The organism is Paraburkholderia sp. MM5477-R1, from assembly GCF_050436385.1.
Classification (GTDB): domain Bacteria; phylum Pseudomonadota; class Gammaproteobacteria; order Burkholderiales; family Burkholderiaceae; genus Paraburkholderia; species Paraburkholderia tuberum.
In genome coordinates this window covers 345,391-371,961 of record NZ_JBNDMC010000001.1, presented here as the reverse complement: position 1 = coordinate 371,961, position 26,571 = coordinate 345,391, and the positions used below count along the sequence as shown (strand labels likewise).

The window sequence follows — 26,571 nt, the reverse complement described above, 5'->3', positions numbered from 1 at the left end:
TCCGAATTTCATTCGCAAGAGTCCGGCGATGATCGACCCGTTGGCCGAAGTCGTGACGCTGCTGCAGCCCGGCGCCCGATTCTCCAAGCTCGTCCACGGCGCGAGTCCGTGGCGCGTCAGCCGCTCGGACGCGGGCCAGCCGTTCTATTGCGTGATCCTGGAGGGCGGCTGCCGCATCGCGATCGACGGACATGAGCCCATCGAGCTCCTGTCGGGCGACTTTGTCCTGATTCCCGCGGCCTACGGTGTGGCGATGTCGAGTTTGGAGCCGCCACCGCCGGGCGTCGAGACGCGGCCGCCCGTCGCGCTGGGCAACGGCGAATTCAGAATCGGCGACCCCGATCGCCCCATCGACGCGCGCATGGTGGCGGGCCACTGCAGCTTCGGCTCACCGGATGCATCGCTGCTGGTCTCGCTGCTCCCGCAACTCGTGCATGTGCGCGGTGAACAGCGGCTGGCCACGTTTGTGCAACTGGTCCGAGAGGAAACACGCGAGCAGCGGCCCGCGCGCGAGGTCGTGCTCGCACGACTGCTGGAAGTGCTGCTCATCGAAGCGCTGAGGTCCGCGGCACAGACCAATGCATCGCCGGGCCTGGTGCGCGGGCTTTCCGACGGCCGCCTCGCGGCCGCGATCCGCGGGATGCACGAACATCCGACACGCGCCTGGACAGTTGCTGAACTCGCGAAGGAGGCCGCACTCTCGCGCTCGGCCTTTTTCGAGCGCTTCAGTCGCACGGTCGGCATCGCGCCGATGGAATACCTGCTCACTTGGCGCATGGCACTCGCGAAGGACCTGCTGCGTCGCAATGAAGGCCGCATCGCCGAGATTGCGCAGCGCATCGGCTACAGTTCAGCCAGCACGTTCAGCGTCGCCTTCACGCGGCACGTCGGTCGGCCGCCCACGCAGTATGCGCGCGAGGTGCAGGCGGTCGCGAACGGCGCATGAGGCGGCTCAAATAGGCTGTTCTCAGATCTGGACGCGCGTCCCTATGCGGAGCTGGACTGGAATCAAGGTGGCCACCCCATATCATGTTCGAGGGGATATGCCGGAAATCGTACGTTCACTGCATGTCGAGTTGGGCGACCTTTGTCTCAACCGTAGAGGTGTTGAAATATCTTTGCTTTGCAAAAATACTTGAGGGAGAGATCTTTGTCACCGCGAAAGCGCCTTTCCTCGCGGAGGCAAGGGTGGGGCAGGGCACGGGTATCTTCACAACATTCGCTGGTCGTCGCTCCAGGATGCCTTTCTGCCAGGACGTCGGCGTCTTGACATGGCGCATTACTGAACGTGCTCCGTGGATCAGCAGCGTGCGCACGTGGGGGTCACCTCGCTTTGAAATCGATCCCAATCTGATCTTGCCACCCGTACCGCTTTGTCGTGGCACCAGCCCGAGAAACGGGGCGACTTCACGACCCGATTTGAACGTTTTTGCATCCCCCATCGTGGCGACTAGCGCAGTCGCCGTGAGTTTGCCGATGCCAGGTATTTCGGCGATCGCCCGGCAAGCCGCTTCCTGTTTGAGCCAACCGCTTATCTGCTTCTCAAGCTGATCGATGTCGCGCTCGATCGCATCGATACGTCTCAACTGGTCCTGCAGGCTGAAGATCATGATTCCGGGCAGAGCGTCTTCGAGTTCTGCCATGCGTGCACAAATCTCATTCAGTCCAGCGACGCGCCCAGTGCGGAACGACACGCCGAATTCATAGAGTAAGCCTCGTAACTGGTCCACCTGCATTGTTCGGAATTTAATGAGCAGCGATCGGATTCGGTGAACGCCGAGCATCGCCTGCTGGTCTTCCGTCTTTGCGCACAAGTCTGTACATACGTGCGGGATACATGAAGAACAACGGCACTGCGACCGTCCAGACGAACAAGACCAACGCGGCGGATGCGCGGGCTATCCACCGCCCTCCTTCGGGGAGGTAGGGTTCAGCGGGAACGCGGAGGCCCTCCAGAACCGAACGGCATCAATGTGCCAGAGTGGAGTTTCGACACGTCCACTTGAGGAACGGAGGGCCCAAATGAATGCTACGACATACGGTCTGGATGTTGCAAAGCGGATTTTCCAGATGTACTGGGTTGACGCGCAAACCGGAGAGATAGCCAAACGGGGCTATGGCGATTCGAGCAAGCCCGACGGCGGCCCGAATCACGTCAACTATTCGAAGCGCCTGATGGGACTGGATCAGGTCGAAGTCATGCGGGCGCTGGGATTCAAAAGGTTCCAGGCAGTTGGGCATGACCGCGGCGCCCGCGTTCTGCACGGCATGTTGATTCACTACCCGCAAGCCGTGCAACGCGCAGTGATGCTCGATATCGCTCCCGCCGACCAGATGTATGCGCACACCGACGAGTCTTTCGCGACGCGTTATTTCTGGTGGTTCTTCCACATTCAGCCGGCGTCCGCTGCCGGAGCAGATGATCGGGGCCGTGCCTGAGCAATACCTGCGCGCGCATCTCGACGTTCAGAGCAAAACGCCGGGTGCCGTGACGCCCGAGGCATTTGCGGAGTACCTGCGCTGCTATCGCAACCCTGCGTGCATCCACGCAGTCTGCGAAGACTACCGGGCGACAGTCACCGTTGACCGCGAGGACATCCACGCCCATCCGCAGCGCGTTGCCACACCGGTCCATGTTCTGTGGGGCGCCAAGGGCACGGTGGGCCAGACCTTCGACGTGCTCGCCCTCTGGCGCAAGGAAGCGCAGAACGTCACCGGACACACATTGCCTTGCGGTCACCTGATACCCGAAGAAGTCCCCGGCCAGTTGATCGATGCGTTGAACAGCTACCTGCAAGTGTAGTAGTGCCCTACGTCCGTGCAGCACAAGGCATACCGAGGGACAGCCTCATCACGATGAGGCCCCCTCCATTGATACATGCCCCCTAGAGGCCGCGGTACGGCATCGGTCGATTGCACTCATGACACAACGCTGCTCGCGACCGGACGAGTTACGTGCAGTTGCCGACATGACTCATACAGGCGGGAACAATGTGCTCACCCAGTCGACAAATACCCTCACCTTGGTGCTATCTCTCCGACTGGGAGGATAGGCAATATAGGGTTCTGTCGCGCTAATGCGCTGGGGTAAAATTCAGCGAACGGAAATTGCGGACGCTGAAGATTGAGGTCGGTCGGAATCCGTGGACGCCAACGGGTTAAGCAGCGATTTTACTCAAATGGAATCGCTGCGTGAAAGCGGCCGGCGACAGATAGTCCAGACGCTCCTGAGTGCGCTGCCGGTTATAAAAGATCTCGATGTATTCCGTGATTTCTTTCTGGGCCTGGTCGCGGGTCGCGAACTTGCGATGATAGACGAGTTCATTTTTCAGTGAACCCCAGAATGATTCGATGGGTGCATTGTCGAAGCAATTTCCACGTCTGCTCATTGATGCCTGCATGCCGAACTGTTTGATGAGCTTTTGATAGGCGTGGGCGCAGTACTGGGCGGATTCAACCGGTCGTCGCAACACTAGATTGTTGAACAGATTTTAGATACTCGTCCAGAGCTTCGGCAGGTGTTTTCCAGCCAAGCGTTTTCCGGGGCCTGGTATTCAGTGCATTGGCAACGGCCTGGATCTCTCGAGCGCTCCATCTGGATAGGTCTGTGCCCTTTGGAAAGCATTGTCGCAGAAGGCCGTTCGTGTTCTCGTTCGTGCCGCGCTGCCATGGACTGTGCGGGTCGGCGAAGAATACCTTTACCTCGGACTCGACGGTGAAGCGGGCGTGATCGGATAGTTCCTTGCCACGATCCCAGGTCAATGACCGCCACAACTGGACAGGCATTTCAGTTACGGTCTTCTTGAGCGCATTGGCCATCGTGACAGCTCCGTAGCCAGCCAGCGCGGGGCCGTTCTTCGTGCGGGGAGTCAACCCATAGCCTTTTTCCCGAGGCAGGTGCACGAGCATGGTGAAACGGCTTGATCTCTCCACCAGCGTCCCAATGGCAGATCGGTTCAGGCCGATGATCAGGTCACCCTCCCAATGCCCTGGCACGGCACGATCCTGCACTTCTGCAGGCCGGCTGGAGATCATCACATCCTCGCTAACGTGCGCCCAGGCCTTAGCTTGTGCCCTGGCCCTCGGTACGCGCAACGCCCGCCCTGTGCGAAGAAAGCTGACGAGCTCACGCTTGAGGGCACCTCGGCTCTGGATATAGAGAGCCTGCCGACGCTTCGCCGACATCCTCGCGGATGCCTGCGCACGGCTCGGGGCCGATGTGGTTCGCTATTCCTTCATCGCAGTGGACTTGCACCACCTACTCCTTGCCGGTCTCCCGGCGCACCCGTGTGAAAACGCGTGCCGAATGTTGTGTTCTAAAAAACAGCGATCGTGGCATTCCACGGCCCCATGGGTAGAAACGCACGGATGCGTATACTGAAATGCGCATGGACAGTGGCCGCTATGATTTTGGAGGCGATGACCCCGTCAAAAAACCCTGGCCCAAGGGGAAGCTGCGGACCCGCTTGTGGTGGCGCCCAGTGCGACCCCGTTTAGGAAAGTGACCCCGTCCGAGTCCCCCGTCCGGCGCGCCCAACCTGCCGGAGGTTCGATCATGCCTAAACCCGATCGCAAGTTGTCAGGTCTGCCCGTCATCAATGACAGGGCTGCAGCCATCGACATTGGATCCCGGCTTCCATGTCGTTGCGGTGCCGCCAGACCTGTGCGACCAGTCTGTACAGACTTTCCAGGCCTTCACCGGCGACCTTCAACGTATGGCCGACTGGCTCGTGTCGCTTGGGATCAAAACCGTGGCGATGGAATCGACCGGCGTTTACTGGATCCCGGCCTACGAGATCCTCGAGGGCCGTGGTCTCGAAGTAATTGTGGCCAACGCACGCGAATCTCGCGCCGTGCCAGGTCGAAAGAGCGACGTCAACGACGCGCAGTGGCTGCAGCGGCTCCATGCCTGCGGCCTGTTGCGCCCAAGCTTCAAGCCCAGCGGCGACATCGCCGCGCTTCGCGCCTATCTGCGGCTTCGGGAACGACATCTGGACTACGCGGCCGCCCACATCCAGCATATGCAGAAGGCGCTGACCTTCATGAACCTTCAACTGCACCATGTCGTCACCGACGTAACAGGAGCCACAGGGATGCGCATCATCCGTGCTATCGTGGCCGGCGAGCGTGACCCCGGCGCGCTGGCTGCGATGCGTGATCGCAACTGCAGGTCCAGCGTCGAGACGATCCGGGCCGCTCTGGTGGGCAACTACCTGACCGAACACGTCTTCGCGCTGCAACAGGCCCTGGCGCTCTATGACTTCTACCAGGCGCGCGTTGACGAATGCGATGCCCAGATCGAGCGCACACTGGCCGTGCTTGCCGCCGATAAGCCGGTACCGCAACAGCCATTGGGAAAGATGCGCAGCCGGACCCAACAGCCCAACGCGCTAAGCTTCGACGTGCGTACTCTCATGTACCAACTTGCTGGCGTCGACCTCACCCAGATCCATGGAATCGGCTCCTACCTGGCTGTGCGTCTCGTCGCCGAATGCGGCACCGATCTCAGCCGATGGCCGACTGCCAGGCACTTCACCTCGTGGCTGACCCTGTCGCCGGGGTGCAAGGTGAGCGGCGGAAAAGTCCTCTCCTCACATACGCGCAAGACAACCAATCGGGTGGCTGCCCTGCTGCGGCTGGCTGCTGTCACGGTGGGAAAAACGAGCACGGCGCTGGGTGCGTTCTACCGCCGGCTGGCGGCTCGTATTGGCAAGGCCAAAGCCGTAACCGCCACGGCGCGCAAGATCGCCGTGCTGTTCTACAACGCCATGCGCTTCGGCATGCAATACGTCGACCCGGGAGCCGACCACTACGAACAGCGCTACAAGGAGCGTGTCCTCAAGCAGTTGCACAGGCGGGCAGCCGAGTTCGGCTTCTGCCTCCAACCCACGGAGGGCGTTTCTTAGGAATCAACCCTTCAGATCGCGCTGTATTGGCTTGGTAGCAACTGGGAAAGGGTAAAGCGACACCCAAAAACTGAGTACTTTTTGGTTTTCACACGGCCTCGGCCACTCTGAGACGTTCGGCATGCTAGTCAGGCTCGTCGGAACACAGCTACTCTCGTTCAAGCTGTTCGACGTAAGCAATGAGGGCTTCGGTAAGGCTCCTTAGCGCGTGACAGGAACCGTTTGCGAGGCAATGGGATTTTAATCGCAACGGAGCTGCCGAAGGCGCCAAATTCTTTGCTTGGATGCGGGCTCGCCGTCTGAATCAGTGTTCGGCCGGAATGATCGGACGTGCATTTCCAAATGCCGGACGATCGCTAAAGGATCGGATAGATCAGGCCGCGGCCCTGCGCCACGATCCGGCGGGTCAACGTCGCTTCCTGGGACACAAAGCGATTGGAACATCACTCATTGTGAAAATGCCCGCAGTCGCGATGGTCACCCGCCTACGGGCGGCTCTCTCGTCATCAGCGAAACGGTCTACGCCCCACGACAAGGTCGTAACCAGTTCGAACAGTTCTTCTGCGGTCACAGCTTTCACCGCCATGCCCGCGGATTTTGCAGAGTCGAGAAGTACACGGGTTTCCTCGATGAGGCGCGAGCTCGCCGGTTTCATCGACGATTCCGGATCGCTCCGTGCAGAGGCGACACAATACGGCAAGTCATGCCAGATGCGCAGTTGCCACGTCAAGCGCAGCAGCCACTCGGCAAGCGCATCGCGCGGACTAAGCGAGCGCGAGAGCTCGCCGGCCTCGGCCAGCAAAGCCGCAATGTTGACCTCCATGACCGCCGCGAGCAAGTCGTCGCGGGTCGGGAAATTTCGATAAAGCGTAGCGTTGCCAACGCCAGCACGGACGGCGATGCCGTCAAGCGACGCCAGCACACCCTCTTCCTCGAATGTCTCACGGGCCGCGACGAGGATCGCGTCACGATTGCGTTGGGCATCGGCACGCATCACGCGCGGTGCTTTCTGGGGCGAATTACGCGCAGCACACATCACATCTCTCTTTGACAAAGCGGGGAGTATCCCCGTATATTAGTCGTTCCGAGGATCATCCCCGTTTGGACAGGAGAATACATGAAGCAGTCACTCGAGGGTAGGACGGTGCTCGTCACGGGTGCAAACGGTGGGTTGGGAGAGCAGTTCGTGAAGCAGGCGCTCGAGCGCGGCGCCAGGAAAGTATATGCCGCAGCGCGAAGCCCGAGGAGGTGGGTCGATGCGAAAGTCCAGGTCATCACGCTTGATATCACGAATTCGGGGGACATAGCCCGTGCAGTAAATGCAGCGTCCGACGTCGACCTGTTAATCAACAACGCGGGCATCGCGCCGGCGGGAGACTCCATAACTGGGTCTGAGGACGAGCTCCGCCGGATCTTCGAGACGAATTTCTTCGGAACACTCGCCCTCGCGAATGCCTATGCACCTGTGCTCGCCAGCAACGGCGGAGGTACGCTTTTAAATATCCTGTCCGCGGCTGCCTGGATCAGCGTGCCAACTGGCTACGCGGCGTCGAAGGCGGCGATGTGGTCGGCGACTAATGCGCTGCGAGCGGCCTTAAAGAGCCAACGAACGCAAGTGATTGGCCTTCTCGTCGGCATGATCGATACGCCGATGACCGCGCGGTGGGATGTCCCGAAAGTCAGTGCCGCGAGCGTCGTCGAAAAAGCCTACGACGGTATCGCGGATGGCTCAATGGAGATATTGGCCGACGAGGCGACACAGGGACTCAAGGCCCGGCTGAGCGTGAAGGGCGAAGAGCTGTATCCGTGGATGGAAGAGCAGCTCCAGGGATTCGTGCCGTAATCTCGTCGAGGCGCCTCACGGCGAAAATGGATGCATACCGCAGTTTTCAGCGAGGCTGCGCGCGGCGCACTATGAAAACGACTGGTACCGGACATTTCTCGCCCGCGTTTGCTAATCGCGCGAGCGGACTATCGAGGTAAGCGCGTCTGAGCGTCCGCTAATGAGAAGACTGAAGGTCCCTTGTGGGTCGCTATGTAAAGCTTTGCATAGCGACCCCTATGTATAGATCTCAACTATGTATAGTTTGCTGGCTTCGAATTCGCGTAATGTAGGCGCAGCGCGGCTGGTGGCAGGCCGGTCAGCGATCTTCTAGACATAGTTTTGGTATCGGAGTCCAGTGGTGGTTCCACTTCAGGAGACCGTCATGGGAAACGTCCGACTGCCTCAACGCAGCTTCAGCAACTGGCTCGACGTGGGGCCCTTGGCGCCTCATGTCGATGCGTTCGTGCAATATCTGGCGGACCGTGGTTACGCCAAGAACAGTTTTGCCACTTACGTGCGCAGCATCGATCATTTTGCGCAATGGATTCATCGCCGTCGTGTGGATGTTTGTCGCATCGACGAATCAGTGCTCGCCGAGTTTCTGAACGAGCACCTTCCGTCCTGCCGTTGCGACGGTGTCGTTCAACGCCATCGACCCAGTCTGAGCGCTGCACTAGGGCATCTGCTGGTAGTGCTACGCGCTCGAGGAGTGATCACCCCACCGGTCGTGAGCAAAGCGCCGGTAAGCGAAGAACTACGCCAGTACGACGAGTACATGGATCATGTTCGTGGCCTCGCTCCGAAGACCCGGGAGTCGGCACTACGCATCGTAGGTCGGTTCCTGACCTCGCGGTTCGGCGACTACGTCATCGACATCCCGATGGTCAGGCCTGAGCACGTGCGCCGCTTCTTCGCCCAAGAGGCAAAGCTCTACAGCAAGCCGGCGAGTGCCGGCGCAGTGGTGGCCGCGCTGCGCGGCTACTTCCGCTACCGCGCGTCACTCGGCGATCTTGTACATGGGCTCATCGGCGCGCTCTCGTATCCTGCCAACTGGCAATTGGCTTCGCTGCCCAAGACCCTGACGACCGAAGAAGTCGAGCGGCTGATCGGGTCTCTCGGCCAAGCCGGCCGCTGCCCGATGCGGCGTACCGCCATCGTACGATGTGCCCTTGATCTTGGGCTTCGCAGCGGTGAAGTTGCGCGGCTCGGCCTTGATGACATCGACTGGCGCGCCGGTACGATCACACTCCGGCACACCAAGGGGCGTCGGGAAGACGTACTGCCGCTGCCATCGACCACCGGCGCAGCGATTGCCGCGTACCTGAAGGATGAACGTCCCAAGACCCGCAATCGCGCTGTCTTCGTACGTCACGTCGCCCCACGCGGCGAGCCCGCAGGCCCCGATCTCGTGCGCAAGACGATTCGCCAGGCCTACGCTCGCGCTGGGCTGCCATACACAGGCTCACACCTGCTTCGCCACACCATGGCAAACCGACTGCTGGCAAGCGGCTCCTCCCTCAAGGAGGTGGCCGACGTGCTGCGCCATCGGTCCCTGAACACGACACTAATCTACGCCAAGCTCGACAGCCGTAAATTGGTCGAGGTGGCGCTGCCGTGGCCGGGGAGCCCATCATGAGCGCCGTCCTCTCTCTGCACGCGTACGTTGAGCGCTACCTTACTGAGCGCCGCGGCCTCGGGTTTGGTCTACGCAGCCCGGCTTATGCCTTACGCAGCTTCGCACGGCACGTTCAGTCCATCGGTCACCGCGGACCGTTGACTGTGGAGGTCATGGCCGATTGGGCGCGACGCGACAGCCACGGCAGCAGCGACCCGCACACGTGGGCGAGACGACTCAAACAGTTGCGCTCGTTCATGCGCTGGCTGCAACAGTTCGAGCCGCGTACCGAGGTTCCCGACGATGCGATCTTCGGTCGCCTGCCGGAGCGACAGGCACCGCATATCTATAGCGAGAGCGAGATCGTTGATCTGCTGGCTGCCGCTCGACAGCTTGGGCCGGCCCCGGGCTTGCGCGGAATCATCTTCGAGACACTGTTCGGACTGGTCGCCAGCACGGGGCTGCGAATCTCAGAAGCGCTGGCGCTGCGCATCGAGGATGTCGACCTCACGCGCGGCATGCTCACCATCCACCAGACCAAGTTCGGCAAGTCGCGTCAGGTACCTATGCACCCCATGTGAACGGCTGTGAGAAACCGACACTAGACGGCGGCATCGATCAGAGATACCGAATGGTCCAGGTCTGCTGAGCGGTTTGGTAATGGTTTGTGTGAAGTGCAGGAGGCGGCACCGGCTGCGTCGGAAGGAGCCCGTAGGGCGCGTGCAGACGCAGCCGGTTCGGCTTGCTTCAGGAAGAGGTGACGCTGAAGTCGGGATGCGGTAGAAGAAGGCTTACCGCCGAAGAAACAGGCTCGACACCGGCTCAAACCGCCAAGTTCACTCCGATGTCGAGCCCCACACGCGCACGGGGCACGGGTGCCGGGCCAGTATGGCACGACCCATTATTCCCGTCGATACCGTTTCGGCATTGACGGGGATTGCCGATGCCGGACACAGGCCGTCTGTTCGTGTGCGCCCGTTGCCGGGCGCAGGTCGTCGTTTGCCGCCGTTGCGACCGCGGCCAGATCTACTGCGACGGTGACTGTTCTGAGGTCGCACGCCAGGCCAGCATGCGCGTGGCCGGCCAGCGCTATCAGCGCAGTCGTCACGGCCGCTTCGCGCATGCCGAACGGATGCGCCGCTATCGCAACCGCCAGAATAAAGTGACGCATCAGGGTTCCGCTGTACCTGCCGCCGATGCTCTACTGGCACCGACTTCGACGACGTCGGCGGCAACAGCAGCGGTGTCCGCCACCGCCCCAGCTGTGCCTGAGCGTTGCCATTTCTGCCACTGCGTCTGTCCGGACTCCGTGCGCCTCGGGCCACTACGCCGTCGGGTCTTCCGTGATGTTCGTACTACTACCTACTACACAGGAAGTGACCCATGACCATTGGAGTTGAACTCGAGGCGCAGATCCTGCGCTACTACCACGTCGAGAAGTGGCGCTGCGGCACCATCGCACGGCAGTTGCACGTGCACCGTGGCACGGTCCAGCGCGTGCTGGCGCAGGCCGGTCTGCCCCGCGTCGGCGGGATGCTCAGACCTTCGCAGATCGATGCCTACCTGCCGTTTATTCATGACACGCTCAAGAGGTTTCCGTCGCTCACGGCCAGCCGGCTGTATGCGATGGTCACCGAGCGCGGCTACCGTGGCAACCCTCATCATTTCCGGCACCTGATCGCGGTACACCGTCCGCGTCCTACACCAGAGGCTTATCTGCGGCTGCGCACCTTGCCTGGAGAGCAGGGCCAGGTTGACTGGGCCCATTTCGATCATCTGCAGATCGGGCGCGCGCGCCGGCCGCTCATGGCCTTCGTCATGGTGCTGTCGTGGTCGCGGCAGATCTATCTGCGCTTCTTCCTCGATGCCCGCATGGACAGCTTCCTGGCGGGCCACGCCGGCGCGTTCGCGGCGTGGTCCGGATTGCCAAGGATCCTCCTCTACGACAATCTCAGGAGCGCTGTGCTCGAGCGTCAGGGTGATGCGATCCGCTTCAACCCGACGCTTCTTGCGTTCGCCGCTCATCATCGCTTCGAGCCCCGTCCAGTGGCAGTGGCCAGAGGCAACGAGAAGGGACGCGTCGAAAGAGCTATCAGGTATGTACGTGAGAATTTCTTTGCCGCGCGCAAGTTCGTTGACCTCGACGACCTGAATGCCCAGGCCGCGCTCTGGTGCGCCGGTCCCGCCGCCGATCGTCCCTGCCGGGAAGAGCCCACGATCACGGTGCGCGAAGCCTTCGCCCGCGAACAGCCCAGCCTGCTTGCGTTGCCGGCGAATCCGTACCCGTGCGAGCTGCAACTGGCCGTGAAGGTCGGCAAGCAGCCGTATGTGCGCTTCGATCTGAACGATTACACGATCCCGCATACCCACGTGCGGCGCGTACTCACGGTCCGGGCCGATCCCCGGCAGGTGCGCATTCTCGACGGCGCCGATCTGCTTGCAACTCATGTGCGCAGTTACGATCGCGGCGCGCAGATCGAGATTGTCGCGCACATCGACGCCCTCGTTGCACGCAAACGCGAAGCCCGTCACCATCGCGGCCTCGACCATCTCGCCCGCGCGGCGCCGGCCAGTCACACGCTCATGCTGCGCGCGGCGGAACGCGGCGCCAATCTGGGCAATATCACCGCCCACCTGCTGCGGCTGCTCGACCGTTATGGTGCAGCCGAACTGCAGGCAGCGATCGAGGAAACGCTCGCCAGCGATGCCGCGCCTCACCAGAATCCGGTGCGTCTGGCGCTGGAGCGTCGGCGCGAGTCGCGGCAGATACCGCCGCCGGTGACGGTGAACCTGCCCGAGCACGTGCGTAGCAAGGACACGCTGGTGACCCCTCACCGGCTCGACATCTACGACCAGATAACGGGAGGTGCTGATGAGCTCGCCTGAGAACCTGCAGGAGCGCGCGAACGCCCTGCGCCTGTACGGGCTGCTGGCACACTGGCCGGATCTCACGGACGCCGGCTGGGTTGCGCCGCTGCTGCAGTGGGAAGAAGACGAGCGTGCCCGCCGTTCGCTCGAGCGACGCATCCGGGATGCCCATCTGGGTAGCTTCAAACCGCTGTGCGACTTCGACTGGGCCTGGCCCACGCGCTGCGACCGGGCCACCGTTGAAGAACTGATGTCGCTCGAGTTCGTCAGGGACACCGCCAACGTCGTACTGATCGGCCCGAACGGCGTGGGCAAGTCGACCCTGGCGCTGAACCTCGCCTACCAGGCGCTCGTCAACGGGCACACCGCGCTGTTCACAACCGCTGGCCAGATGCTCGGCGAGCTCGCCGCGCTTGACAGTGACTCGGCGTTACGCCGGCGGCTGCACCGGTACGCCACGCCCGACGTGCTTGTAATTGACGAGGTCGGATACCTGTCCTACTCGAACCGCCACGCCGACCTGCTGTTCGAACTGATCAGCCGCAGGTATGGCGCAGCGAGCACCGTGGTCACCACAAACCGGCCGTTCGCAGAATGGTCGGAGGTGTTTCCGAACGCTGCCTGCGTCGTCTCGCTGGTTGACCGGCTGGTGCATCGCGCCGAAGTCGTCGCAATCGAAGGCGAGTCCTACCGGGTGAAGGAGGCACGTGAACGGGCCGAGCAGCGCACAAAGAAACGCAGCGCGGCACGCATGGAGAAGAAGAAGTCATGAAGCGCCTTCACCTGCCTTCGGGCATCACTCACGGGCTCGACTTCCTGATCCCGGACAACTGGTCCGCCGATCAGGCGCTGGCCGTCGTCGAACTCATCGACGATCTGCGCGAGCGTATCGCCGCGCACTACCAGATTCCGCTCAATGAACTGCTGCACGAACAGCGCGCGCCTCCCGACAATCCTCATCCTCGCGACATCGATGATCCATTCTGACGACCATCACCCAACAACAGCGGGCCGTAACCGCCCCCTGTTGTTGGCGCATTTATTCAACCTTGCGCCGCCATCTGGTGGCGCTTTTACACCGCCGCTAACACCCCACCACGATCGAAACCCTGCGTCGCTATCGGTTGACGCGTGACCTGTCTGGCGAGTCCGTGCAGGAGGACGCACCGTTCTTCGTCGGCACGCGCGGTCAACGCCGGGGACTGCCGCTGGGCGAGCGCCAGGTACATCGCGTCTTCAAAGGGCTACGCGAGAACCTGAACTGGCGCAACCGCGGGACCCATCACGCCCCGCGTATCCACGATCTGCGGCACACCTTCGTCGTGCACCGCATCATGCGATGGCACACGCAGGGTGTTGATATCGATCAGGCGATGCTATCGCTGTCGACCTACGTCGGGCACGCCATGGTGACCAACACGTATTGGTACCTCTCGGCGGTTCCGGAGTTGATGGGTTTGGCTGCAGAGCGATTCGAGTCGTTCATGCCCCAGGTGGAGGTGCCCGATGCGTAATGCCGTCGCACCCAAGCCGCCTTCATTCGCTTCGCTCGTGCAGCAGTTCTTTACCGAATACCTGGTCACACAGCGCGCGCTCAGCTCGCGCACGGTAGCGTGTTACCGCGACGCCCTGGTGCTGTTTCTGGACTTCGCCGGGCGCAAGCTGGGCAAGGAGCCGACCGCGATGCAACTCGTGGACATCCAGCCCGATCTGATCCTGGCATTCCTGGATCATCTGGAGCGCGAGCGGAACAACTCGGTTCGCAGCCGCAATCTGCGGCTGACCGGGCTGCGCGCATTCCTGAAGTTTGCCGGCCGACGCGATGTCGCCTCGCTACATGTTGTAGAGCGAGCCTTGGCGGTGCCGATGAAGCGCTTCGAACGCCCGATGCTGGGTTTCCTCACTCGCGAAGAGATGGTGGCAGTCCTGGGGCAACCCGGACCGACCTGGTCCTCGCAGCGCGACCATCTACTCATGGCGATGCTCTACAACACCGGCGCTCGTGTGTCCGAGATTATCGGCGTGCGCGTGAGCGATGTCGTACTCGACGGAGCGGCTTGCGTGCACCTGCAGGGCAAGGGTCGCAAACAACGATCGGTACCGCTGTGGAAGACGACTGTGCAGGAAATCCGCGCATGGCTGCGCCTCAACCCACAACTGCGAACTGAAGCAGCCTTGCTTCCTAATCGCGACGGGCGCGCGATGACTCGCTGTAATGTTGGGCAACGCTTGGATCTTGCCGTCGCCCGCGCCGCGACCAGCCTGCTGAGCCTTGCCAACAAGCAGGTTTCACCGCATACGTTGCGTCACACCACGGCGATGCACCTGCTGCAATCGGGCGTGCCCTTCAACGTGATCGCACTCTGGCTCGGACATGAGAGCACCAATACCACTCACCGCTACGTTGAGGCAGACCTCGCCATCAAGGAGAAGGCACTCGCTCGGCTGGAAGCTCCCGCGACCAAGATGCGGCGATTTCGTGCGCCGGATTCGCTCATCCGCTTCTTACAGACGCTATAACTATGTAAAGATCCGTCGGCCCCTCAAGCCCTGCGGAACAGGGGCCGATACCCGCCTTCGAGCCAACCTATACATAGTTGAGATCTATACATAGGGGTCGGTAGTCCGCACTGACGACTGGCCGTTTTTTCAGACAGCGAAATTCCTCTGGCCGCTTTCGGGCGCTGCATTTGAACGAGCCGACTGACGCAGCCGACCCGCAACGGTCGGTCAACTTGCCGCTTTGCGAATGACCGCTACCACGAGTACAGCGGCCGGCCGGGTCGTATATCGCAGACTTTGCCGATCAGCTTCGTGGGAGTTAGTCTATAGGCGGAACCGCCCCGTCGGTCAAGGTCTTAAGCAGACGCGCTCGACGGCGTTTGAGGTCGGCTATCTGGATGGAGGTTGCCGGCTCAACCAATGTACACGCGAGGAAAAATGGATAAGTTCGATGCGATGCGCGTCTTTATACGCGTGGTGGAATCGGGGACGTTCACCAAGGCTTCCGAGACCCTCAACATCCAAAAGCCTACGGTTACCCGACTGGTTCAGACGCTGGAAAACGATTTGGCGACGAAGCTGCTCAATCGCACAACCAGACGGGTCACTGTCACGCCCGATGGCGCGGCCTATTACGATCGCGCTGTGCAATTGCTAGCCGAACTGGAAGAGCTGGAAAATTCCATGAGCGGTGCCAAATCCAATCCGAAAGGCAGATTGCGCATCGATCTTCCGCGCCCGCTAGCTCATTCAGTTGTTATTCCTGCACTTCCAGACTTTCTTGCGAAATATCCGGATATCGATCTTGAGATTGGCGTCAGTGACAGTCCGGTCGACCTGATCGCTGAAAACGTGGATTGTGTCGTACGCATCGGCACATTGACCGATCAATCACTGGTGGCCCGGCGAGTTGGCATCAGCTACTTCGAACTATGTGCATCGCCAGGATACTGGAAGAAATTTGGTAAGCCGAAGCATCCGAGCGAAATCGGCCGTCACCATACAATGATTCACATGGTCTCGGCGAGGACGGCAAAGCCATTTCCAATCACCGCTCGTCACGGCAAAGAGGTCATTGATATTCGGGGCAAAAAAGTCGTCCGTTGCAACGACGTGTCGACTTGCACCGATCTTGCCACAGCGGGGCTCGGAATTATCAATGGGGGAACCTTTATGACCGCGCCACTGATTGCATCAGGCGAGCTGGAGCGTTGTCTCGAGAAATGGCAGCTTCCCCCTATGCCCGTGTCGATCGCATACCCTCCCAATCGGCATCTCGGTAACAAATTACGTGTCTTCGTAGACTGGATCGTCGAGCTGTTTGCCACGCATCCCTCGCAGCAATCGCCACGTGGCTAATCCATATTGACGATGCTACGCGGCCCTCGGGTACGACACGCAACTACCCGAGGTCAATCAAACTCGCTGGACGGCGAGCGCCATCTTGCCGAGCCCAACAGCAACCACACTGCCCTCTGATCACACATCGAGGCGCTAGTCCTGACGACTCTGGTTGTCGCCCGCTCGTCGCAATCCTGTCGACCGCACCCGCTCTCAAGAACGCTTTCCCCGTGTCATTGACCGTGCGATTAGGGGGTATTTCGACAACAATCTTTTAATAGACCAAGAGTTTCTCCCCACGATCGGAATCCCTAGACTGCTTTCAAACGGCGGAAACACGTTCCGACGAGTCCAATTCACCACGCGATTGTGAGGAAGCAGATCATGAAGACGACAGATACAACGTTCGACCAGGTCATGACACGGCCGACGAGTCCGCGGACCGGGTTGTCTCACGCCTTGACCCTCGGGATGACGGCTGGCATTGCCGCCGGCTTCATCGTTCTTGTTCCGGTTTTAATCCTGCAGTTGGCTCGAGGCGTCGGCATTGTTCCAGAGATGCAGCTAGCTGCCAGCAGCCTGATGGGCATGGTTGCCTACGCAGGCGCTGCCGGCCTGATCGTGGGAACCTTGCTTCACTTCTTCGTATCGATCGTCCCGGCGATCGCCTACGGGCTGGTCGCGTGGCGCTTTCCAGTGGTGAACCGCCTGTCGTGGATCGCCGGTCCAGTGCTCGGCCTCATCGTGTTCTTCTTCATGGGCTTCATCGTATTGCCACGCAGCGCATTTACCACGCCCGCGTCGGTTTCGCCCATGCCGTTTCTGCCCGCGCTGCTAATCCATATGCTCGCGCTCGGCCTGCCGATCGCGCTGATCGTCCGGCGCGGATGGGACGTCGCGTGACAACATCAATCGATGTCCGAGTCTAATTCAAAACGACGCGTACTTTCAAGCAAAGAGGAAACATAAAATGATTGGCATTACTGGAGCAAATGGCAACCTTGGCCAATTGGTGATCAGGGATCTGCTGAAAATTATCCCCGCAACTCAGATCGTTGCGGCAGTTCGAAATCCGGAGAAAGCCGACAACCTGCACGACGTGGGCGTCCATGTGCGCGAGGCGGATTATGATCGTCTGGAAACCCTGATCGAGGCTTTCAAAGGTGTGGAGAAGCTGCTGCTCATATCGGCCGTACAACCGGGCGAAAGATTCAGGCAACATCGGGCCGTGATCGATGCAGCCAAGCGAGCCGGCGTCAAGCTGATTGCATATACGAGCCTGCTGCGAGCAGACACTTCGAAGCTGATTCTTGCTGGCGAACACCTGCAGACCGAAGAATATCTAAAGTCCTCTGGCATGGACTTCGTATTGTTGCGCAACGGCTGGTATCTGGAAAACCATACGGAAACACTTGCGTCAGCGTTGAGCCAATCCGCGATTAAAGGTAGCGCAGGACAAGGCCGATTTGCCTCTGCCTCGCGGGCCGATTACGCAGGCGCGGCAGTTACGGTCCTGACGCAACCAGGTCACGCCGGCAAGACCTACGAACTTGCGGGAGACCATGCCTATTCGATGTCGGAATTGGCCGAGGAGGTGTCGAAGGAGGCCGGTCGTCAGATCGTCTATGACGATCTGCCACCTTCCGACTATGAGGCCATGCTATTGAGCTTTGGTCTGCCAAAAATGATCGTCGATGTCGTTATCGATGCGGACGTGAATTCGTCGAAAGGCGAGTTGAATAGCGCCTCTGGTGATCTGTCCAGACTTCTCGGCAGAAACACGACGCGCCTCTCCGAGGCCGTCAAGGCTGCGCTGCAAATCTGACCCGATGGTTTCAGAACAAGAAAGCCGGTCAGAACCGATCGATCAGGGCCTAAGAGTCTCCCTGGGGTTCCGTCGCAATAGCGGCGGCTGGTATGCTGGGGGACCTTACAGAACGATGTGAACGACAATGAAAGCGCTCAGTCCGGCGGTAGCCAAGGTGCTGAAACGGTTGCACTATCCGCTTGAGATCATGTTGGTGTGCGTGCGTTGGTACGTGGCCTACCCGCTGAGCTTGCGCAATCTCGAGGAGATGATGGCCGAACGCGGGATCGCGGTCGATCATTCGACCGTGCACCGGTGGGCCATCAAGCTGCTGCCGGTGCTTGAAAAGGCGTTCCGCCGCTGCAAGCCGCCCGGTCGGCAAGAGCTGGCGTGTCGACGAGACCTACATCAAAGTCAAGGGGCAATGGACCTATCTGTATCGCGCCGTCGACAAGGCCGGCAACACGGTTGACTTCCTGCTGCGAGCCAGGCGGGACAAGGAAGCGGCCCGACGGTACTTCGAGAAGGCTATCGATCAGAATGGCGTGCCCGAAACCGTAACCATCGACAAGAGTGGTGCCAATCTGGCCGGGCTGCACGCCGTGAACGCCGAGCGTGAGACGCCTATCAAGATCCGCCAGGTCAAGTATCTCAACAACATCGTGGAACAAGACCATCGGGCGATAAAGCGCCGTACCCGACCCATGTTGGGATTCAAGATATTTCGTTGTGCGCGCATCTTGTTAAGCGGCATTGAACTTATGCATATGATCGCCAAAGGGCAGATGAAAGACTGTGGTTTCGGACAGACTCCCGCGGAGCAGTTCTACTCGTTGGCGGTATAAGTAGTCCTCAGCATGCTGGCCATTGTTCAACGCACTTTTCTTAGTGCGACAGAACCCTTCCTGAGTACGTTGCCGGCTGACACGCCAATGCCCCACGCGTGCGCGAATCGGGGACGGGCCTGCCGAGCCGCTTACGGCAAGCTCACCGCCACCGGCAGTTCTCTAGCGGGCTTCCGTGGGAGAGGGAGATCAAGTGAAATAAATCACGACTTCCAGCCTACTTATTGGGAGGGCCGCGAAAGAGGTCAGCATCTCCCGTTGGGTGAATCCTTGCGATGAGAGTGCTTTACAGCAAGGTCTCGACGCTGAGCCAAGCTAAGCGTCGCCGGCTACGGCGTAAATGGCAAGCTTCAGCGCTGGATTATGGTGCCCCCACCTCGTGAGAACTCCACCATTCACTGAATTCCGGACAGCGCGTGCGCAGTTGTTCGACCAAGGTACCGAACGCTGCATCTCCCGCCCACAAATCGTGCGCGACCCGAAAGAGCGATATCATGCGGCGCGCTTCGTCTCCCCAAGTCTCACCGAACAGCCGCCTCGCCGCCGGGTCACCCAACATGTAGAGAAGTATGTTGCGTTCTTCACACGGGAGAAGCGCGAAGTCGGTAAATAGGTCCGCCGCCGCGTCATTCCACGCAAGGATGTCCCAGCGCTGCCCGAGCACGTAGGCGGGCTGTTGGAAACTCGCAACCAGATTGCTGATCGTCTCAGGGACAACTTCGATTACGAAGGCTTTGCGTTTCGGTGTTTCAGCAAGGGCGCGCAGATGAGACAACTCGGCCTTACCGAGCCGAAGTGCTTGGCCCAACGCCGAAATCGTCGATGCAGAGGGTGACACTGCCCGCCCCTGCTCGAGCTTTATATACCATTCAACGCTAATCCCGGCGAGTTGCGCCACCTCTTCACGACGAAGCCCTGGTGCTCGCCTGCGACGAAGAGTGGGAAGCTCAACGTCGCCAGGGAGAAGCTTCGTCCGGCGCGACCGTAGAAACTCGCCTAATTGCTTACTGCTGCGCATAGCATCCCTTTTTGGTGGCACTCAGTAATACCAGTATCATACTGGCTCTTGTTGAGCGCGCCTTTCTTGTCAAAAATGCGCCTGAACAAAGGATAAGCGGAGAAAGCGCTCTCATGAAAACCGATGTCGATGGAACAAGCTGGAACTGGGTCAGGCAGGGCACGCTCGGGTCGCCCGTTGTCGTTCTGATCCACGCTGTTGGGCTGGATCTCTCCTATTGGGAGAAGCAGATCCAGCTCTTGGCGCCGAACTATGATGTGATCGCCGTCGATCTTCCCGGGCACGGTCAATCGGCCGCTCCACCGGCAGACTGGAGCTTCGAGAAGGCGGCGGCCGGTATCGTGGCTGTCCTCGACGACGCAGCCGTAAGAGCCGCACATCTTATTGGCCTGTCGATCGGCGGGATGATCGCGCAGGAAGTTGCCATTTCATACCCGGCCCGTGTTCGATCATTAATGCTCCTCGCGACCGCAGCCGCCTTCTCCGATGAGGCACGCGCTGCAATGCTGCAGCACGCAGCACTTGCGGAAGCGCGGGGCATGGAAGCCGTTCTGCCTTTTGTTCATTATTGGGTTACCAGCGAGACAGCACGAGATCGGCCGGACATTATTGATCGCATCTCTCTGAGCTTGCTGCGTCTCGATGCATCGGACTATGCGCTGATTTGGCGAATGATCGCTGGCTTCGACGCTTCGGCGCGCTTGGGCACAGTTCGGTGCCCGACCGTTGTGCTCGTCGGCGACCGCGACCTTAACACGCCTGAGGCTTACGCCGTCTTACTTGCCGCTGCCGTTCAGCAGGGTAATACCATCGTCCTACCAGGGGCATCGCACTTGATCCCCCTCGACCTCCCCGTAGAGACAGCCTCGGCCATCGAAAAGTGGCTGGCGCACACGGAGTCACATTAGGAAAAAGGTGTGCTGTAAAAGTACTTGCGGCGTCTCGTCGTTTAACTGTGTATTTCCTCAAGACCAAAAACTTGACGACTGAGGTCGGGCCGCGCGACGATCGAGATCGTGCCGCGCGCCAGTTCGTCCGCGCTCGCATCGGCCCATGCCAGGATGGTTTCTGCCGGCATGGCCGCGCGGAGTTCCGCAAGGTAGCCCGCTTCCTGTTCGTCGGGCAGACCACTGATTAGTGTGATGACGTCGGTCATGGCGCGTGCGTCTGCGTCGGGTAAAAGCTCTCGCCGCGCGCGCGAACGCGCGCCGGGAGAGCAAGGGTAAGTGGATGAACGAAGGGCGCCGCAACGCTCACGTGCCTGCTGTCTCGCCTTCCATCTCGGCCATGTCGATGAAGCGGTCGCCGATCCTCGGATGTGCACGGCCACCGTCGGCCGCTCCGATCGCGATCAGCACTTCATTGGGGGCCGGGCGCGTCGGCGATCTGGAAAGTCGCCGTAGGAAGTGCGACCGCTGGCCGGTCGCAGACTTGTGGATCATCGGCAGCGAAAGCATCGCGCCGGGACCGACGCGGGTATTCGTAAAGCTGAGGAACGACGTACCGTTTACCGCCGCGCGGAATATATTGCCGAAACGCAGCGTGTGGATCAGCGCGGACGCATGCTCGATTTCGCCGTTCACGCCGACCACCGCAGCTTTACCATATGCCTCCGCCATGGGCGACTGGTGGACTCCTCTCTCACCGCAAGGAAGCTGTCCGAGACAGACTTCGTGCTCGCGGCGAGCCCAGGCTATCTGGCGGCTCACGGTGTTCCGAGGCGGCTTGCGGACCTCGATGAGCACACCTGCATCGTCTTTGCGAACGGCCGCGAGCGCTACCCCTGGTCGCTGAAGGTCGGGAGGGAGCTGGTCTCCTATGTGCCGCACGGCTCGCTGCTGACTGGCGATGCGGAGCATATTCGCGCGGCGGTGCTGTGCGGGCTTGGCATTACTCAGGCGCCGTTCTGGCTCATGGCGGAAGAAATCCGATCCGGCGAAATCGAGGTGTTGCTGCCAGATCTGCAACCCGAGCGCGTCCCGATTCACCTTGTCTATCCGGCAGGTCGTCGAGTGCCGATGAGGGTTAGAGTGTTCATCGAGTATCTTGTTTTTGCATTTGCGCGTTCAGAGCTTTGAAACGCAGTTCAGTCACGCGTGGCTGTAAATCGGCCGACGCCGAGACGCTGAATTGTTGGCAATCTACGTGTTGACGACTGTCTCTTCATGGGCCGACCCGTGCCTCACGTCCCGCATGCGTCAACCCACAGGCCGCGCATCGCACGTCAGACCGTGACCGACCTGCATGCACCCGCTCGGTCGCGTAACTGACGAACGGATCGATCACACAAGCTCGCGGCGCACGCGGGCCGTAACGAGGCGCCTGAACGCCATCCCTGATGTACTTGCGTACCGTCTTGCGATCCATACCAAGCCGGGCGGCGATGGCCGAGACGCTCAGTCCCTGCCGATGCAGTTCCAAGATCGTCATCACATCTCCCAGATCAATCATCGACGTCCCCGTTCGCGTGAGTGGAACGAAGCGATCGTCGGTGATCAGCCGATGAGGCGCGCGGCTACGCCGCGCACCTCATCCTTGAACCAACTGGGGATTTTTACTTCGATGAATAGGGGATTATTTATCGGACGGCGATAATTGCCATTCTCCACTAGTTCCGCGATCAGCCGGCCTCCGAGAAGACCTGTACCTCCGGCGACCAAAATTCTCATGATGATCAGCCTTTCGACCCGGTGATCCCGCTGTGGGCGCTTGCGCGTTACCGGCAACTGAAGCGCTCCGCACGACGCGCGCCACGGTCGGGATATGACGGTGCCAGTGATGACAACTGCAACTGGCGATGCCCCGCCGGTGATCGCGGTGACCGGCCACATATCAAAGACCAGGACACGCTGAAAGACGGGATGTCAAATGAATTTTCACACCAGAAAGTGGGTCAAGCCTGAAGATCTGAATCCAAACGGAACGCTGTTCGGCGGCAGCTTGCTGCGCTGGATCGACGAAGAAGCCGCCATTTACGCGATCTGTCAGATGGACAACCAGCGCGTTGTCACCAAATTCATGTCTGAGATCAACTTCGCCAGTTCGGCCCGGCAGGGCGACATCATCGAACTCGGCATGACGGCGACGCATTTTGGCCGCACGTCGATCACGCTGCGCTGCGAGGTGCGCAACAAGATCACGCGCAAGAGCATCCTGACGGTCGAGAAGATGGTGTTCGTGAATCTCGATGAAAACGGCGAGCCGGCGCCACACGGGCGTACACAGATCCGCTATGCGAACGAGGCGTTTGCCCGCGATCGCGAGAATTCGCGGCCGGTCGCGCAACCGCCCGTCGCAGCCTGAGAGGACGCCACGGAGCGCATCGAAGCCGATACGATGCACTGACGAACGCCCTAGGGATGCGGGAGAGATCGGTGGTCAGGCTCTCGCTAACGCCATCGGTGAAATATTCCTGCCCCGGATCGCCGCCAACATTGGCGAAAGGCAGGACAACAATCGAAAGTCGTGGCGTCCCCGCAGCGTGCCGATCCCCTAGAGACCGCTGACTGTCGGCGATCCGAGGCGTTGCGCCGGATCGTGGGGTGCGCTGTATTTCGCTGACGGCTTCGATACGGCACCCTTTCCCAGCACAGGTAGCAACTTGATGGCCCAGTGGTGGACCGTCGAATGGTCGACAGACACAGCCCGCTCGGACATCACCTCTTCCAGATGGCGCGAAGGCTCAACGGGTAGGCGACGTACCAACGTACGGACGTCAGCATTACGCCCAGTGGGTAATGCAGCCGTTTGAGCGCCTTGCTCACAACGGCGTTGGGTGTCTTGACCATTCGTTACATCGTTCGTCTTGGGACCTCTCACCATAGCAGACGCGCTTACCGCGACAGAACCCTAATTCTGGTCCCAGGTTCAGGTTAGAGTTACAACCAAAACGAGCACGGCGACAATCCGCAAGTGGTCTACAGCAAGACGGTAAACCGCGTCCCCTCTCCCAGACTACTCACCGTCAACCGCCATTCGTGCGCCAGAGCGATTTCCTTGCAAATGGCGAGCCCGAGGCCGGCGCCGTCGTGCCGCACATCCGGGGCACGCCAGAACCGCCTGAAAAGAAAGGGAAGGTATTCCTGCCTGATACCAGGCCCCTCGTCCCTCACCTGAATCGAGACGTCATCGATGATCAGCGTGATGACGCTATTGGGCGGCGAAACATTGATCGCGTTCTCGACGATGTTCTTCAGCAGGATAAAGAGCGCACTCCGGTCCGCCCAGATCGACGATGGCGCATTCAGTGTTTCCAACTGAAGCTTCACGTGTTTCCGGTCCGCCCGTCGCTCCAGATAGCCGACGACGTCCTGCGCGACGTCCACACTGCTTACCTCGCCAAAGGTAAGGTTCTGCGATTCGCTGACTTCGGCCAGATGCAGTAATTGCCGGACCTGGCGCGCCATCAGATCGATCTCGCGAAACAGCAGTTCCTTGTCCTCGATCTCCGGCTGCAGTTCGATCTGGCCACGGATCAGAGTCAGCGGCGTTTGCAGTTCATGCGCGGCTGACGCCAGAAACTGTTGCTGCACCGTGAAACCATTTTCGAGTCTGCCGAGCGTCTCGTTGAAGGCGCTGATCAGCGGCCTGATCTCGCTCGGAATCCCCTTGGAGGACAGGCGTGTCGTCAGATTGCGCGGCGTGATCAGCGCAGCGGCGCGCGACGCCTGCCTGAGCGGTTTGAGTACCCGATGCACGGTAAAGGTCAGCGTCAGCCCAAAAATGATCGTCGCAATGAAAAACGTGATCCGGACGATGTCCGGTATCGGAGCGATCTTCACGCCGATCAGCGCCTGGTTCAGGCGCTGACTCGTTGCGGTCTGAATGTAATAGACCGCCTGCCCGTGCGGAACCTGCTGCGTCATTATGTCGAACGGTTTGCTGTCGATGCTCGCCTGCATGATCCTGCCGTTCGCGGTGGCAGGATCGCCCTCAAGCCATGGACGGCTGTCTCGCGTGTCGCCCGACGCGAACAGCACGCTGCCCCGCTCATCAAGCACGCGATATTGGAGTTCAGTGGGCGCCACGTTGAACAGCCACGCCTCGCGTTCGGGAAGCCGTACCGAGACCAGATGGCCGGCATCGTCGAAGACGAGCCCGTCTACGACATGCATGACCTTCTCCCGCTGTTCGCTGCGACCGAGCGTCTCTTCCGGGAAGTGACTGAACACGTAGATGACGATGGTCGCCAGCACGGTCAGGCACACCGCCAGCGCGACAATGCTGGTCAGCCACAGGCGCGCGGACAGACTTCGAATCCAGTGATTGAGCATGTCGAATGGGTAGCGGTTGGTTGCCGGTGCTCGATGAGCGCCGGCGGGTTAGCAATTTACCTGAGGCTGGTTCGAACCGGCTCTGCCACGGACGGCGAAATGGACGCATGGTACTTTCGCGACACGCCAAAGCTCCAGTCGTCCGATCCTGGACGAAAAACATACCCCTTTGCGCGCACCGTCTGAATCAGTCTCGGCAGGCGGCGTCCTGCTCGATCCGTCTGCGCAGACGGTGCACCCACACGCCCACGGCGGCCAGTCGGGGCGGCGTATCGGGCCAGATGCGCTGCGCGATAACCTCTTTCGATAAAACCCGCCCGGGCGCACTGATGAACAGATTGAGCACCGCGTACTCGGTTTGCTGGAGCGGAACCGGTTCGGCCTGAAACGTGAGGGTGCGCGATGTGTAATCCAGTTCGAAGCCGTTGAAACTGAACGGCCGCTTGAGCACCGGGTCTTGCAGGGGAGTCTGTACAGTGCGTTCTAGCACGCAGCGGATTCTGGCCAGCACTTCATGGACGTTGAACGGCTTGCAGATGAAATCGTCAGCGCCGCATTCAAGGGCCACAATGCGCTCCGTGACATCATCCCGTTCGCCGAGCATGATGACCGGCAGGTCGTCGCCGCCGCGTCGCAGCGCCTGCAGCGCGGCAAGGCCGCTGCCCCAGGTCGCGCCGCTCGTCATCACGATCAGTGCCGGCCGTTCCACTTCCACGCGCTGTGTGACCTTGCCAGGTTCGTACAGAACCGCGACATCGAAACCGCTCGACTGCAGGTAGGTGCGCAATGCGTCACGACACGCGGGATCGCTGTGGACTATCAGAATCAGCTGTTTCATACGCCCCTCTTTGCTGACACAGGTTGGTCGGGCAAATCGCCCTGTCCGTTTTCGTTGTCGGCCTGCAGCGCGAAACCTGCGCCACGGATGTTTGCGAGCCGCGTCGTGGAGCCTAGCGTCGCCAGCTTCTTGCGCAACCGGTGCAAGGTCACTTCCAGCGCGTTGGGCGTCACCGCCTCGCCCAAGCCCCAGGCTGCATGTTCGAGTGCCGCGTGCCGTACGGTCCGGCCGCCCGCCTTCACAAGGCACAGCATTATCTGCAATTCGGCCGGCGCGAGCAGGACCGCCTCGGCACCGCAACACATCGCGCGCTGCTGCGGATCCACGATGATGTCGGCGAACGACAGAACCAGTTCCGCCAGCGTCGGCGGTCGGCGCATCAGCGTGCGTACCCGGGCGACCAGTTCGCCCATCGCGAACGGCTTGGTCACGTAGTCGTCGGCGCCGCTCTCGAGGCCGTCCACGCGGTCATGCAGCGCATCGCGTGCGGTCAGCATCAGGCAGGGCGTCATCTGGCCTGCTGCACGCAACGCGCGCAGGAAAGTGAGCCCATCCCCGTCAGGCAAGCCGCGGTCGATGATCAGCACCGCGTAGTCGCCCCGGTTCACACCGTAGCTGGCCTCGGAGACAGTAGAGAACAGATCGGTTTCGATTCCCGCAGATGCCAGGGCCTGGCGCACCATCGCGGCCAGGCGCTTATGGTCTTCGATCAGTGCGACTCGCGACATGACGC

At 60.5% G+C, this 26,571-nt stretch carries 28 protein-coding genes and 5 pseudogenes; 19 read left to right on the top strand and 14 right to left on the bottom strand.

The window, feature by feature from the left end; all coding sequences use genetic code 11:
- The first annotated feature begins 28 nt into the window (after window positions 1-28).
- The gene (locus OKW35_RS01830) at window positions 29-946 is read left to right on the top strand and encodes an AraC family transcriptional regulator (protein ID WP_429551087.1); all 918 of its coding nucleotides are present in this window, start codon (window positions 29-31) and stop codon (window positions 944-946) included.
- Between the two features lie 259 nt (window positions 947-1,205).
- Here the strand turns inward: OKW35_RS01830 and OKW35_RS01825 are convergent.
- A pseudogene (locus tag OKW35_RS01825) lies at window positions 1,206-1,805 on the bottom strand (IS110 family transposase); the annotation flags it as partial.
- 295 nt (window positions 1,806-2,100) lie between these two features.
- On the opposite strand from OKW35_RS01825, the gene OKW35_RS01820 reads away from it, so the two are divergent.
- Together OKW35_RS01820 and OKW35_RS01815 are read left to right on the top strand one after the other, a co-directional pair.
- Complete coding sequence (locus tag OKW35_RS01820; RefSeq protein ID WP_429551228.1) at window positions 2,101-2,439, top strand: alpha/beta fold hydrolase; 339 nt, start codon at window positions 2,101-2,103, stop codon at window positions 2,437-2,439.
- On the top strand, window positions 2,420-2,803 hold the full coding sequence (locus OKW35_RS01815) for an alpha/beta fold hydrolase (protein ID WP_429551086.1): 384 nt from the start codon (window positions 2,420-2,422) through the stop codon (window positions 2,801-2,803). Before OKW35_RS01820 ends, OKW35_RS01815 begins: the two co-directional genes overlap by 20 nt.
- A 355-nt stretch (window positions 2,804-3,158) precedes the next feature.
- On the opposite strand, the pseudogene OKW35_RS01810 reads toward OKW35_RS01815, so the two are convergent.
- Window positions 3,159-3,449, bottom strand: a pseudogene (locus tag OKW35_RS01810) (IS3 family transposase); the annotation flags it as partial.
- Window positions 3,450-3,453: 4 nt separating this feature from the next.
- A pseudogene (locus tag OKW35_RS01805) lies at window positions 3,454-4,167 on the bottom strand (IS30 family transposase); the annotation flags it as partial.
- Window positions 4,168-4,622: 455 nt separating this feature from the next.
- Here OKW35_RS01805 and OKW35_RS01800 point away from each other — a divergent pair.
- On the top strand, window positions 4,623-5,906 hold the full coding sequence (locus tag OKW35_RS01800; RefSeq protein ID WP_429551085.1) for an IS110 family transposase: 1,284 nt from the start codon (window positions 4,623-4,625) through the stop codon (window positions 5,904-5,906).
- 406 nt (window positions 5,907-6,312) lie between these two features.
- On the opposite strand, the gene OKW35_RS01795 is transcribed toward OKW35_RS01800, so the two are convergent.
- The gene (locus OKW35_RS01795) at window positions 6,313-6,900 is read right to left on the bottom strand and encodes a TetR/AcrR family transcriptional regulator (RefSeq protein ID WP_093634056.1); all 588 of its coding nucleotides are present in this window, start codon (window positions 6,898-6,900) and stop codon (window positions 6,313-6,315) included.
- Window positions 6,901-7,023: 123 nt separating this feature from the next.
- On the opposite strand from OKW35_RS01795, the gene OKW35_RS01790 reads away from it, so the two are divergent.
- The 3 genes from OKW35_RS01790 (at window position 7,024) to OKW35_RS01780 (ending at window position 9,927) form a co-directional block, all read left to right on the top strand.
- Window positions 7,024-7,749 carry an SDR family oxidoreductase gene (locus OKW35_RS01790; protein WP_429551084.1) on the top strand — a complete coding sequence of 242 codons (726 nt, stop codon included), beginning with the start codon at window positions 7,024-7,026 and terminating at the stop codon, window positions 7,747-7,749.
- Window positions 7,750-8,113: 364 nt separating this feature from the next.
- Window positions 8,114-9,367, top strand: a complete 1,254-nt coding sequence (locus OKW35_RS01785) for a site-specific integrase (protein WP_429359805.1) — start codon at window positions 8,114-8,116, stop codon at window positions 9,365-9,367.
- Window positions 9,364-9,927, top strand: a complete 564-nt coding sequence (locus OKW35_RS01780) for a tyrosine-type recombinase/integrase (RefSeq protein WP_429551083.1) — start codon at window positions 9,364-9,366, stop codon at window positions 9,925-9,927. The genes OKW35_RS01785 and OKW35_RS01780 overlap by 4 nt, the downstream gene beginning before the upstream one ends.
- A gap of 320 nt (window positions 9,928-10,247) precedes the next feature.
- On the opposite strand, the gene OKW35_RS01775 is transcribed toward OKW35_RS01780, so the two are convergent.
- A complete protein-coding gene (locus OKW35_RS01775; protein ID WP_065851693.1) occupies window positions 10,248-10,517 on the bottom strand; it encodes a hypothetical protein in 270 nt (89 codons plus the stop codon).
- Window positions 10,518-10,729: 212 nt separating this feature from the next.
- Between OKW35_RS01775 and istA the strand changes: the two genes are divergently transcribed.
- The 9 genes from istA (at window position 10,730) to OKW35_RS01730 (ending at window position 18,709) form a co-directional block, all read left to right on the top strand.
- Window positions 10,730-12,232, top strand: coding sequence for an IS21 family transposase (gene istA, locus OKW35_RS01770; protein ID WP_184069230.1), 1,503 nt, complete (start codon window positions 10,730-10,732; stop codon window positions 12,230-12,232).
- Complete coding sequence (istB, locus tag OKW35_RS01765) at window positions 12,219-12,986, top strand: IS21-like element helper ATPase IstB (protein ID WP_429551082.1); 768 nt, start codon at window positions 12,219-12,221, stop codon at window positions 12,984-12,986. Before istA ends, istB begins: the two co-directional genes overlap by 14 nt.
- Window positions 12,983-13,201: a hypothetical protein gene (locus OKW35_RS01760; RefSeq protein ID WP_065851699.1), complete on the top strand. Its 219-nt coding sequence runs from the start codon at window positions 12,983-12,985 to the stop codon at window positions 13,199-13,201. Before istB ends, OKW35_RS01760 begins: the two co-directional genes overlap by 4 nt.
- A gap of 164 nt (window positions 13,202-13,365) precedes the next feature.
- The gene (locus OKW35_RS01755; RefSeq protein ID WP_429551081.1) at window positions 13,366-13,728 is read left to right on the top strand and encodes a hypothetical protein; all 363 of its coding nucleotides are present in this window, start codon (window positions 13,366-13,368) and stop codon (window positions 13,726-13,728) included.
- Window positions 13,721-14,734 carry a tyrosine-type recombinase/integrase gene (locus OKW35_RS01750; RefSeq protein WP_429359809.1) on the top strand — a complete coding sequence of 338 codons (1,014 nt, stop codon included), beginning with the start codon at window positions 13,721-13,723 and terminating at the stop codon, window positions 14,732-14,734. The genes OKW35_RS01755 and OKW35_RS01750 overlap by 8 nt, the downstream gene beginning before the upstream one ends.
- Window positions 14,735-15,154: 420 nt before the next feature.
- A complete protein-coding gene (locus tag OKW35_RS01745; RefSeq protein WP_093633822.1) occupies window positions 15,155-16,075 on the top strand; it encodes a LysR family transcriptional regulator in 921 nt (306 codons plus the stop codon).
- A 366-nt stretch (window positions 16,076-16,441) separates the two neighbouring features.
- The gene (locus OKW35_RS01740) at window positions 16,442-16,960 is read left to right on the top strand and encodes a hypothetical protein (RefSeq protein WP_429551080.1); all 519 of its coding nucleotides are present in this window, start codon (window positions 16,442-16,444) and stop codon (window positions 16,958-16,960) included.
- 67 nt (window positions 16,961-17,027) lie between these two features.
- Window positions 17,028-17,882 (top strand): SDR family oxidoreductase, encoded by an 855-nt coding sequence (locus OKW35_RS01735; protein ID WP_429551079.1) that lies wholly within the window; start codon window positions 17,028-17,030, stop codon window positions 17,880-17,882.
- A 127-nt stretch (window positions 17,883-18,009) separates the two neighbouring features.
- Window positions 18,010-18,709 (top strand): IS6 family transposase gene (locus OKW35_RS01730; protein ID WP_429551078.1). Its coding sequence is split into 2 segments (ribosomal slippage): window positions 18,010-18,231 and window positions 18,233-18,709, totalling 699 coding nucleotides; the frame shifts between segments, so codons are not numbered across the junction.
- Between the two features lie 361 nt (window positions 18,710-19,070).
- Here OKW35_RS01730 and OKW35_RS01725 read toward each other — a convergent pair.
- Window positions 19,071-19,727 carry a helix-turn-helix transcriptional regulator gene (locus tag OKW35_RS01725; protein ID WP_429551077.1) on the bottom strand — a complete coding sequence of 219 codons (657 nt, stop codon included), beginning with the start codon at window positions 19,725-19,727 and terminating at the stop codon, window positions 19,071-19,073.
- 113 nt (window positions 19,728-19,840) lie between these two features.
- Between OKW35_RS01725 and OKW35_RS01720 the strand changes: the two genes are divergently transcribed.
- Window positions 19,841-20,635, top strand: a complete 795-nt coding sequence (locus tag OKW35_RS01720) for an alpha/beta fold hydrolase (protein ID WP_429551076.1) — start codon at window positions 19,841-19,843, stop codon at window positions 20,633-20,635.
- A gap of 41 nt (window positions 20,636-20,676) precedes the next feature.
- Here OKW35_RS01720 and OKW35_RS01715 read toward each other — a convergent pair whose 3' ends face one another.
- Window positions 20,677-20,883 (bottom strand): hypothetical protein, encoded by a 207-nt coding sequence (locus OKW35_RS01715; protein ID WP_429551075.1) that lies wholly within the window; start codon window positions 20,881-20,883, stop codon window positions 20,677-20,679.
- A gap of 97 nt (window positions 20,884-20,980) precedes the next feature.
- Window positions 20,981-21,346 (bottom strand): amino acid synthesis family protein, encoded by a 366-nt coding sequence (locus OKW35_RS01710; RefSeq protein WP_429551074.1) that lies wholly within the window; start codon window positions 21,344-21,346, stop codon window positions 20,981-20,983.
- Between the two features lie 9 nt (window positions 21,347-21,355).
- Between OKW35_RS01710 and OKW35_RS01705 the strand changes: the two genes are divergently transcribed.
- Entirely contained in the window at window positions 21,356-21,805 is a 450-nt protein-coding gene (locus OKW35_RS01705; protein ID WP_429551073.1) for a substrate binding domain-containing protein, read from the top strand.
- Between the two features lie 169 nt (window positions 21,806-21,974).
- Here the strand turns inward: OKW35_RS01705 and OKW35_RS01700 are convergent.
- Window positions 21,975-22,178: pseudogene (locus OKW35_RS01700) on the bottom strand (helix-turn-helix domain-containing protein); the annotation flags it as partial.
- 44 nt (window positions 22,179-22,222) lie between these two features.
- A complete protein-coding gene (locus tag OKW35_RS01695; RefSeq protein WP_429551072.1) occupies window positions 22,223-22,558 on the bottom strand; it encodes a hypothetical protein in 336 nt (111 codons plus the stop codon).
- A gap of 37 nt (window positions 22,559-22,595) precedes the next feature.
- On the opposite strand from OKW35_RS01695, the gene OKW35_RS01690 reads away from it, so the two are divergent.
- Entirely contained in the window at window positions 22,596-23,030 is a 435-nt protein-coding gene (locus OKW35_RS01690) for an acyl-CoA thioesterase (protein ID WP_429551071.1), read from the top strand.
- Window positions 23,031-23,306: 276 nt separating this feature from the next.
- Here OKW35_RS01690 and OKW35_RS01685 read toward each other — a convergent pair.
- The 4 genes and pseudogenes from OKW35_RS01685 to OKW35_RS01670 form a co-directional block, all read right to left on the bottom strand.
- A pseudogene (locus tag OKW35_RS01685) lies at window positions 23,307-23,515 on the bottom strand (IS6 family transposase); the annotation flags it as partial.
- 129 nt (window positions 23,516-23,644) lie between these two features.
- Window positions 23,645-25,000, bottom strand: a complete 1,356-nt coding sequence (locus OKW35_RS01680; RefSeq protein ID WP_429551070.1) for a sensor histidine kinase — start codon at window positions 24,998-25,000, stop codon at window positions 23,645-23,647.
- Between the two features lie 187 nt (window positions 25,001-25,187).
- Window positions 25,188-25,838 carry a response regulator transcription factor gene (locus tag OKW35_RS01675; RefSeq protein WP_429551069.1) on the bottom strand — a complete coding sequence of 217 codons (651 nt, stop codon included), beginning with the start codon at window positions 25,836-25,838 and terminating at the stop codon, window positions 25,188-25,190.
- On the bottom strand, window positions 25,835-26,566 hold the full coding sequence (locus OKW35_RS01670) for a response regulator transcription factor (RefSeq protein ID WP_429551068.1): 732 nt from the start codon (window positions 26,564-26,566) through the stop codon (window positions 25,835-25,837). Before OKW35_RS01670 ends, OKW35_RS01675 begins: the two co-directional genes overlap by 4 nt.
- Window positions 26,567-26,571: the final 5 nt, after the last annotated feature.

What these genes read in the sequence shown, in the direction of transcription:
- OKW35_RS01830 (WP_429551087.1), top strand. Translation starts at nt 29, where the DNA reads ATGATCGACCCGTTGGCCGAAGTCGTGACGCTGCTGCAGCCCGGCGCC.
- OKW35_RS01815 (WP_429551086.1), top strand. Translation starts at nt 2,420, where the DNA reads ATGATCGGGGCCGTGCCTGAGCAATACCTGCGCGCGCATCTCGACGTT.
- OKW35_RS01795 (WP_093634056.1), bottom strand. Translation starts at nt 6,900, where the DNA reads ATGCGTGCCGATGCCCAACGCAATCGTGACGCGATCCTCGTCGCGGCC.
- OKW35_RS01790 (WP_429551084.1), top strand. Translation starts at nt 7,024, where the DNA reads ATGAAGCAGTCACTCGAGGGTAGGACGGTGCTCGTCACGGGTGCAAAC.
- OKW35_RS01785 (WP_429359805.1), top strand. Translation starts at nt 8,114, where the DNA reads ATGGGAAACGTCCGACTGCCTCAACGCAGCTTCAGCAACTGGCTCGAC.
- OKW35_RS01780 (WP_429551083.1), top strand. Translation starts at nt 9,364, where the DNA reads ATGAGCGCCGTCCTCTCTCTGCACGCGTACGTTGAGCGCTACCTTACT.
- OKW35_RS01775 (WP_065851693.1), bottom strand. Translation starts at nt 10,517, where the DNA reads ATGCGTCACTTTATTCTGGCGGTTGCGATAGCGGCGCATCCGTTCGGC.
- istA (WP_184069230.1), top strand. Translation starts at nt 10,730, where the DNA reads ATGACCATTGGAGTTGAACTCGAGGCGCAGATCCTGCGCTACTACCAC.
- istB (WP_429551082.1), top strand. Translation starts at nt 12,219, where the DNA reads ATGAGCTCGCCTGAGAACCTGCAGGAGCGCGCGAACGCCCTGCGCCTG.
- OKW35_RS01760 (WP_065851699.1), top strand. Translation starts at nt 12,983, where the DNA reads ATGAAGCGCCTTCACCTGCCTTCGGGCATCACTCACGGGCTCGACTTC.
- OKW35_RS01750 (WP_429359809.1), top strand. Translation starts at nt 13,721, where the DNA reads ATGCGTAATGCCGTCGCACCCAAGCCGCCTTCATTCGCTTCGCTCGTG.
- OKW35_RS01745 (WP_093633822.1), top strand. Translation starts at nt 15,155, where the DNA reads ATGGATAAGTTCGATGCGATGCGCGTCTTTATACGCGTGGTGGAATCG.
- OKW35_RS01740 (WP_429551080.1), top strand. Translation starts at nt 16,442, where the DNA reads ATGAAGACGACAGATACAACGTTCGACCAGGTCATGACACGGCCGACG.
- OKW35_RS01735 (WP_429551079.1), top strand. Translation starts at nt 17,028, where the DNA reads ATGATTGGCATTACTGGAGCAAATGGCAACCTTGGCCAATTGGTGATC.
- OKW35_RS01725 (WP_429551077.1), bottom strand. Translation starts at nt 19,727, where the DNA reads ATGCGCAGCAGTAAGCAATTAGGCGAGTTTCTACGGTCGCGCCGGACG.
- OKW35_RS01720 (WP_429551076.1), top strand. Translation starts at nt 19,841, where the DNA reads ATGAAAACCGATGTCGATGGAACAAGCTGGAACTGGGTCAGGCAGGGC.
- OKW35_RS01715 (WP_429551075.1), bottom strand. Translation starts at nt 20,883, where the DNA reads ATGACCGACGTCATCACACTAATCAGTGGTCTGCCCGACGAACAGGAA.
- OKW35_RS01710 (WP_429551074.1), bottom strand. Translation starts at nt 21,346, where the DNA reads ATGGCGGAGGCATATGGTAAAGCTGCGGTGGTCGGCGTGAACGGCGAA.
- OKW35_RS01695 (WP_429551072.1), bottom strand. Translation starts at nt 22,558, where the DNA reads ATGTGGCCGGTCACCGCGATCACCGGCGGGGCATCGCCAGTTGCAGTT.
- OKW35_RS01690 (WP_429551071.1), top strand. Translation starts at nt 22,596, where the DNA reads ATGAATTTTCACACCAGAAAGTGGGTCAAGCCTGAAGATCTGAATCCA.
- OKW35_RS01680 (WP_429551070.1), bottom strand. Translation starts at nt 25,000, where the DNA reads ATGCTCAATCACTGGATTCGAAGTCTGTCCGCGCGCCTGTGGCTGACC.
- OKW35_RS01675 (WP_429551069.1), bottom strand. Translation starts at nt 25,838, where the DNA reads ATGAAACAGCTGATTCTGATAGTCCACAGCGATCCCGCGTGTCGTGAC.
- OKW35_RS01670 (WP_429551068.1), bottom strand. Translation starts at nt 26,566, where the DNA reads ATGTCGCGAGTCGCACTGATCGAAGACCATAAGCGCCTGGCCGCGATG.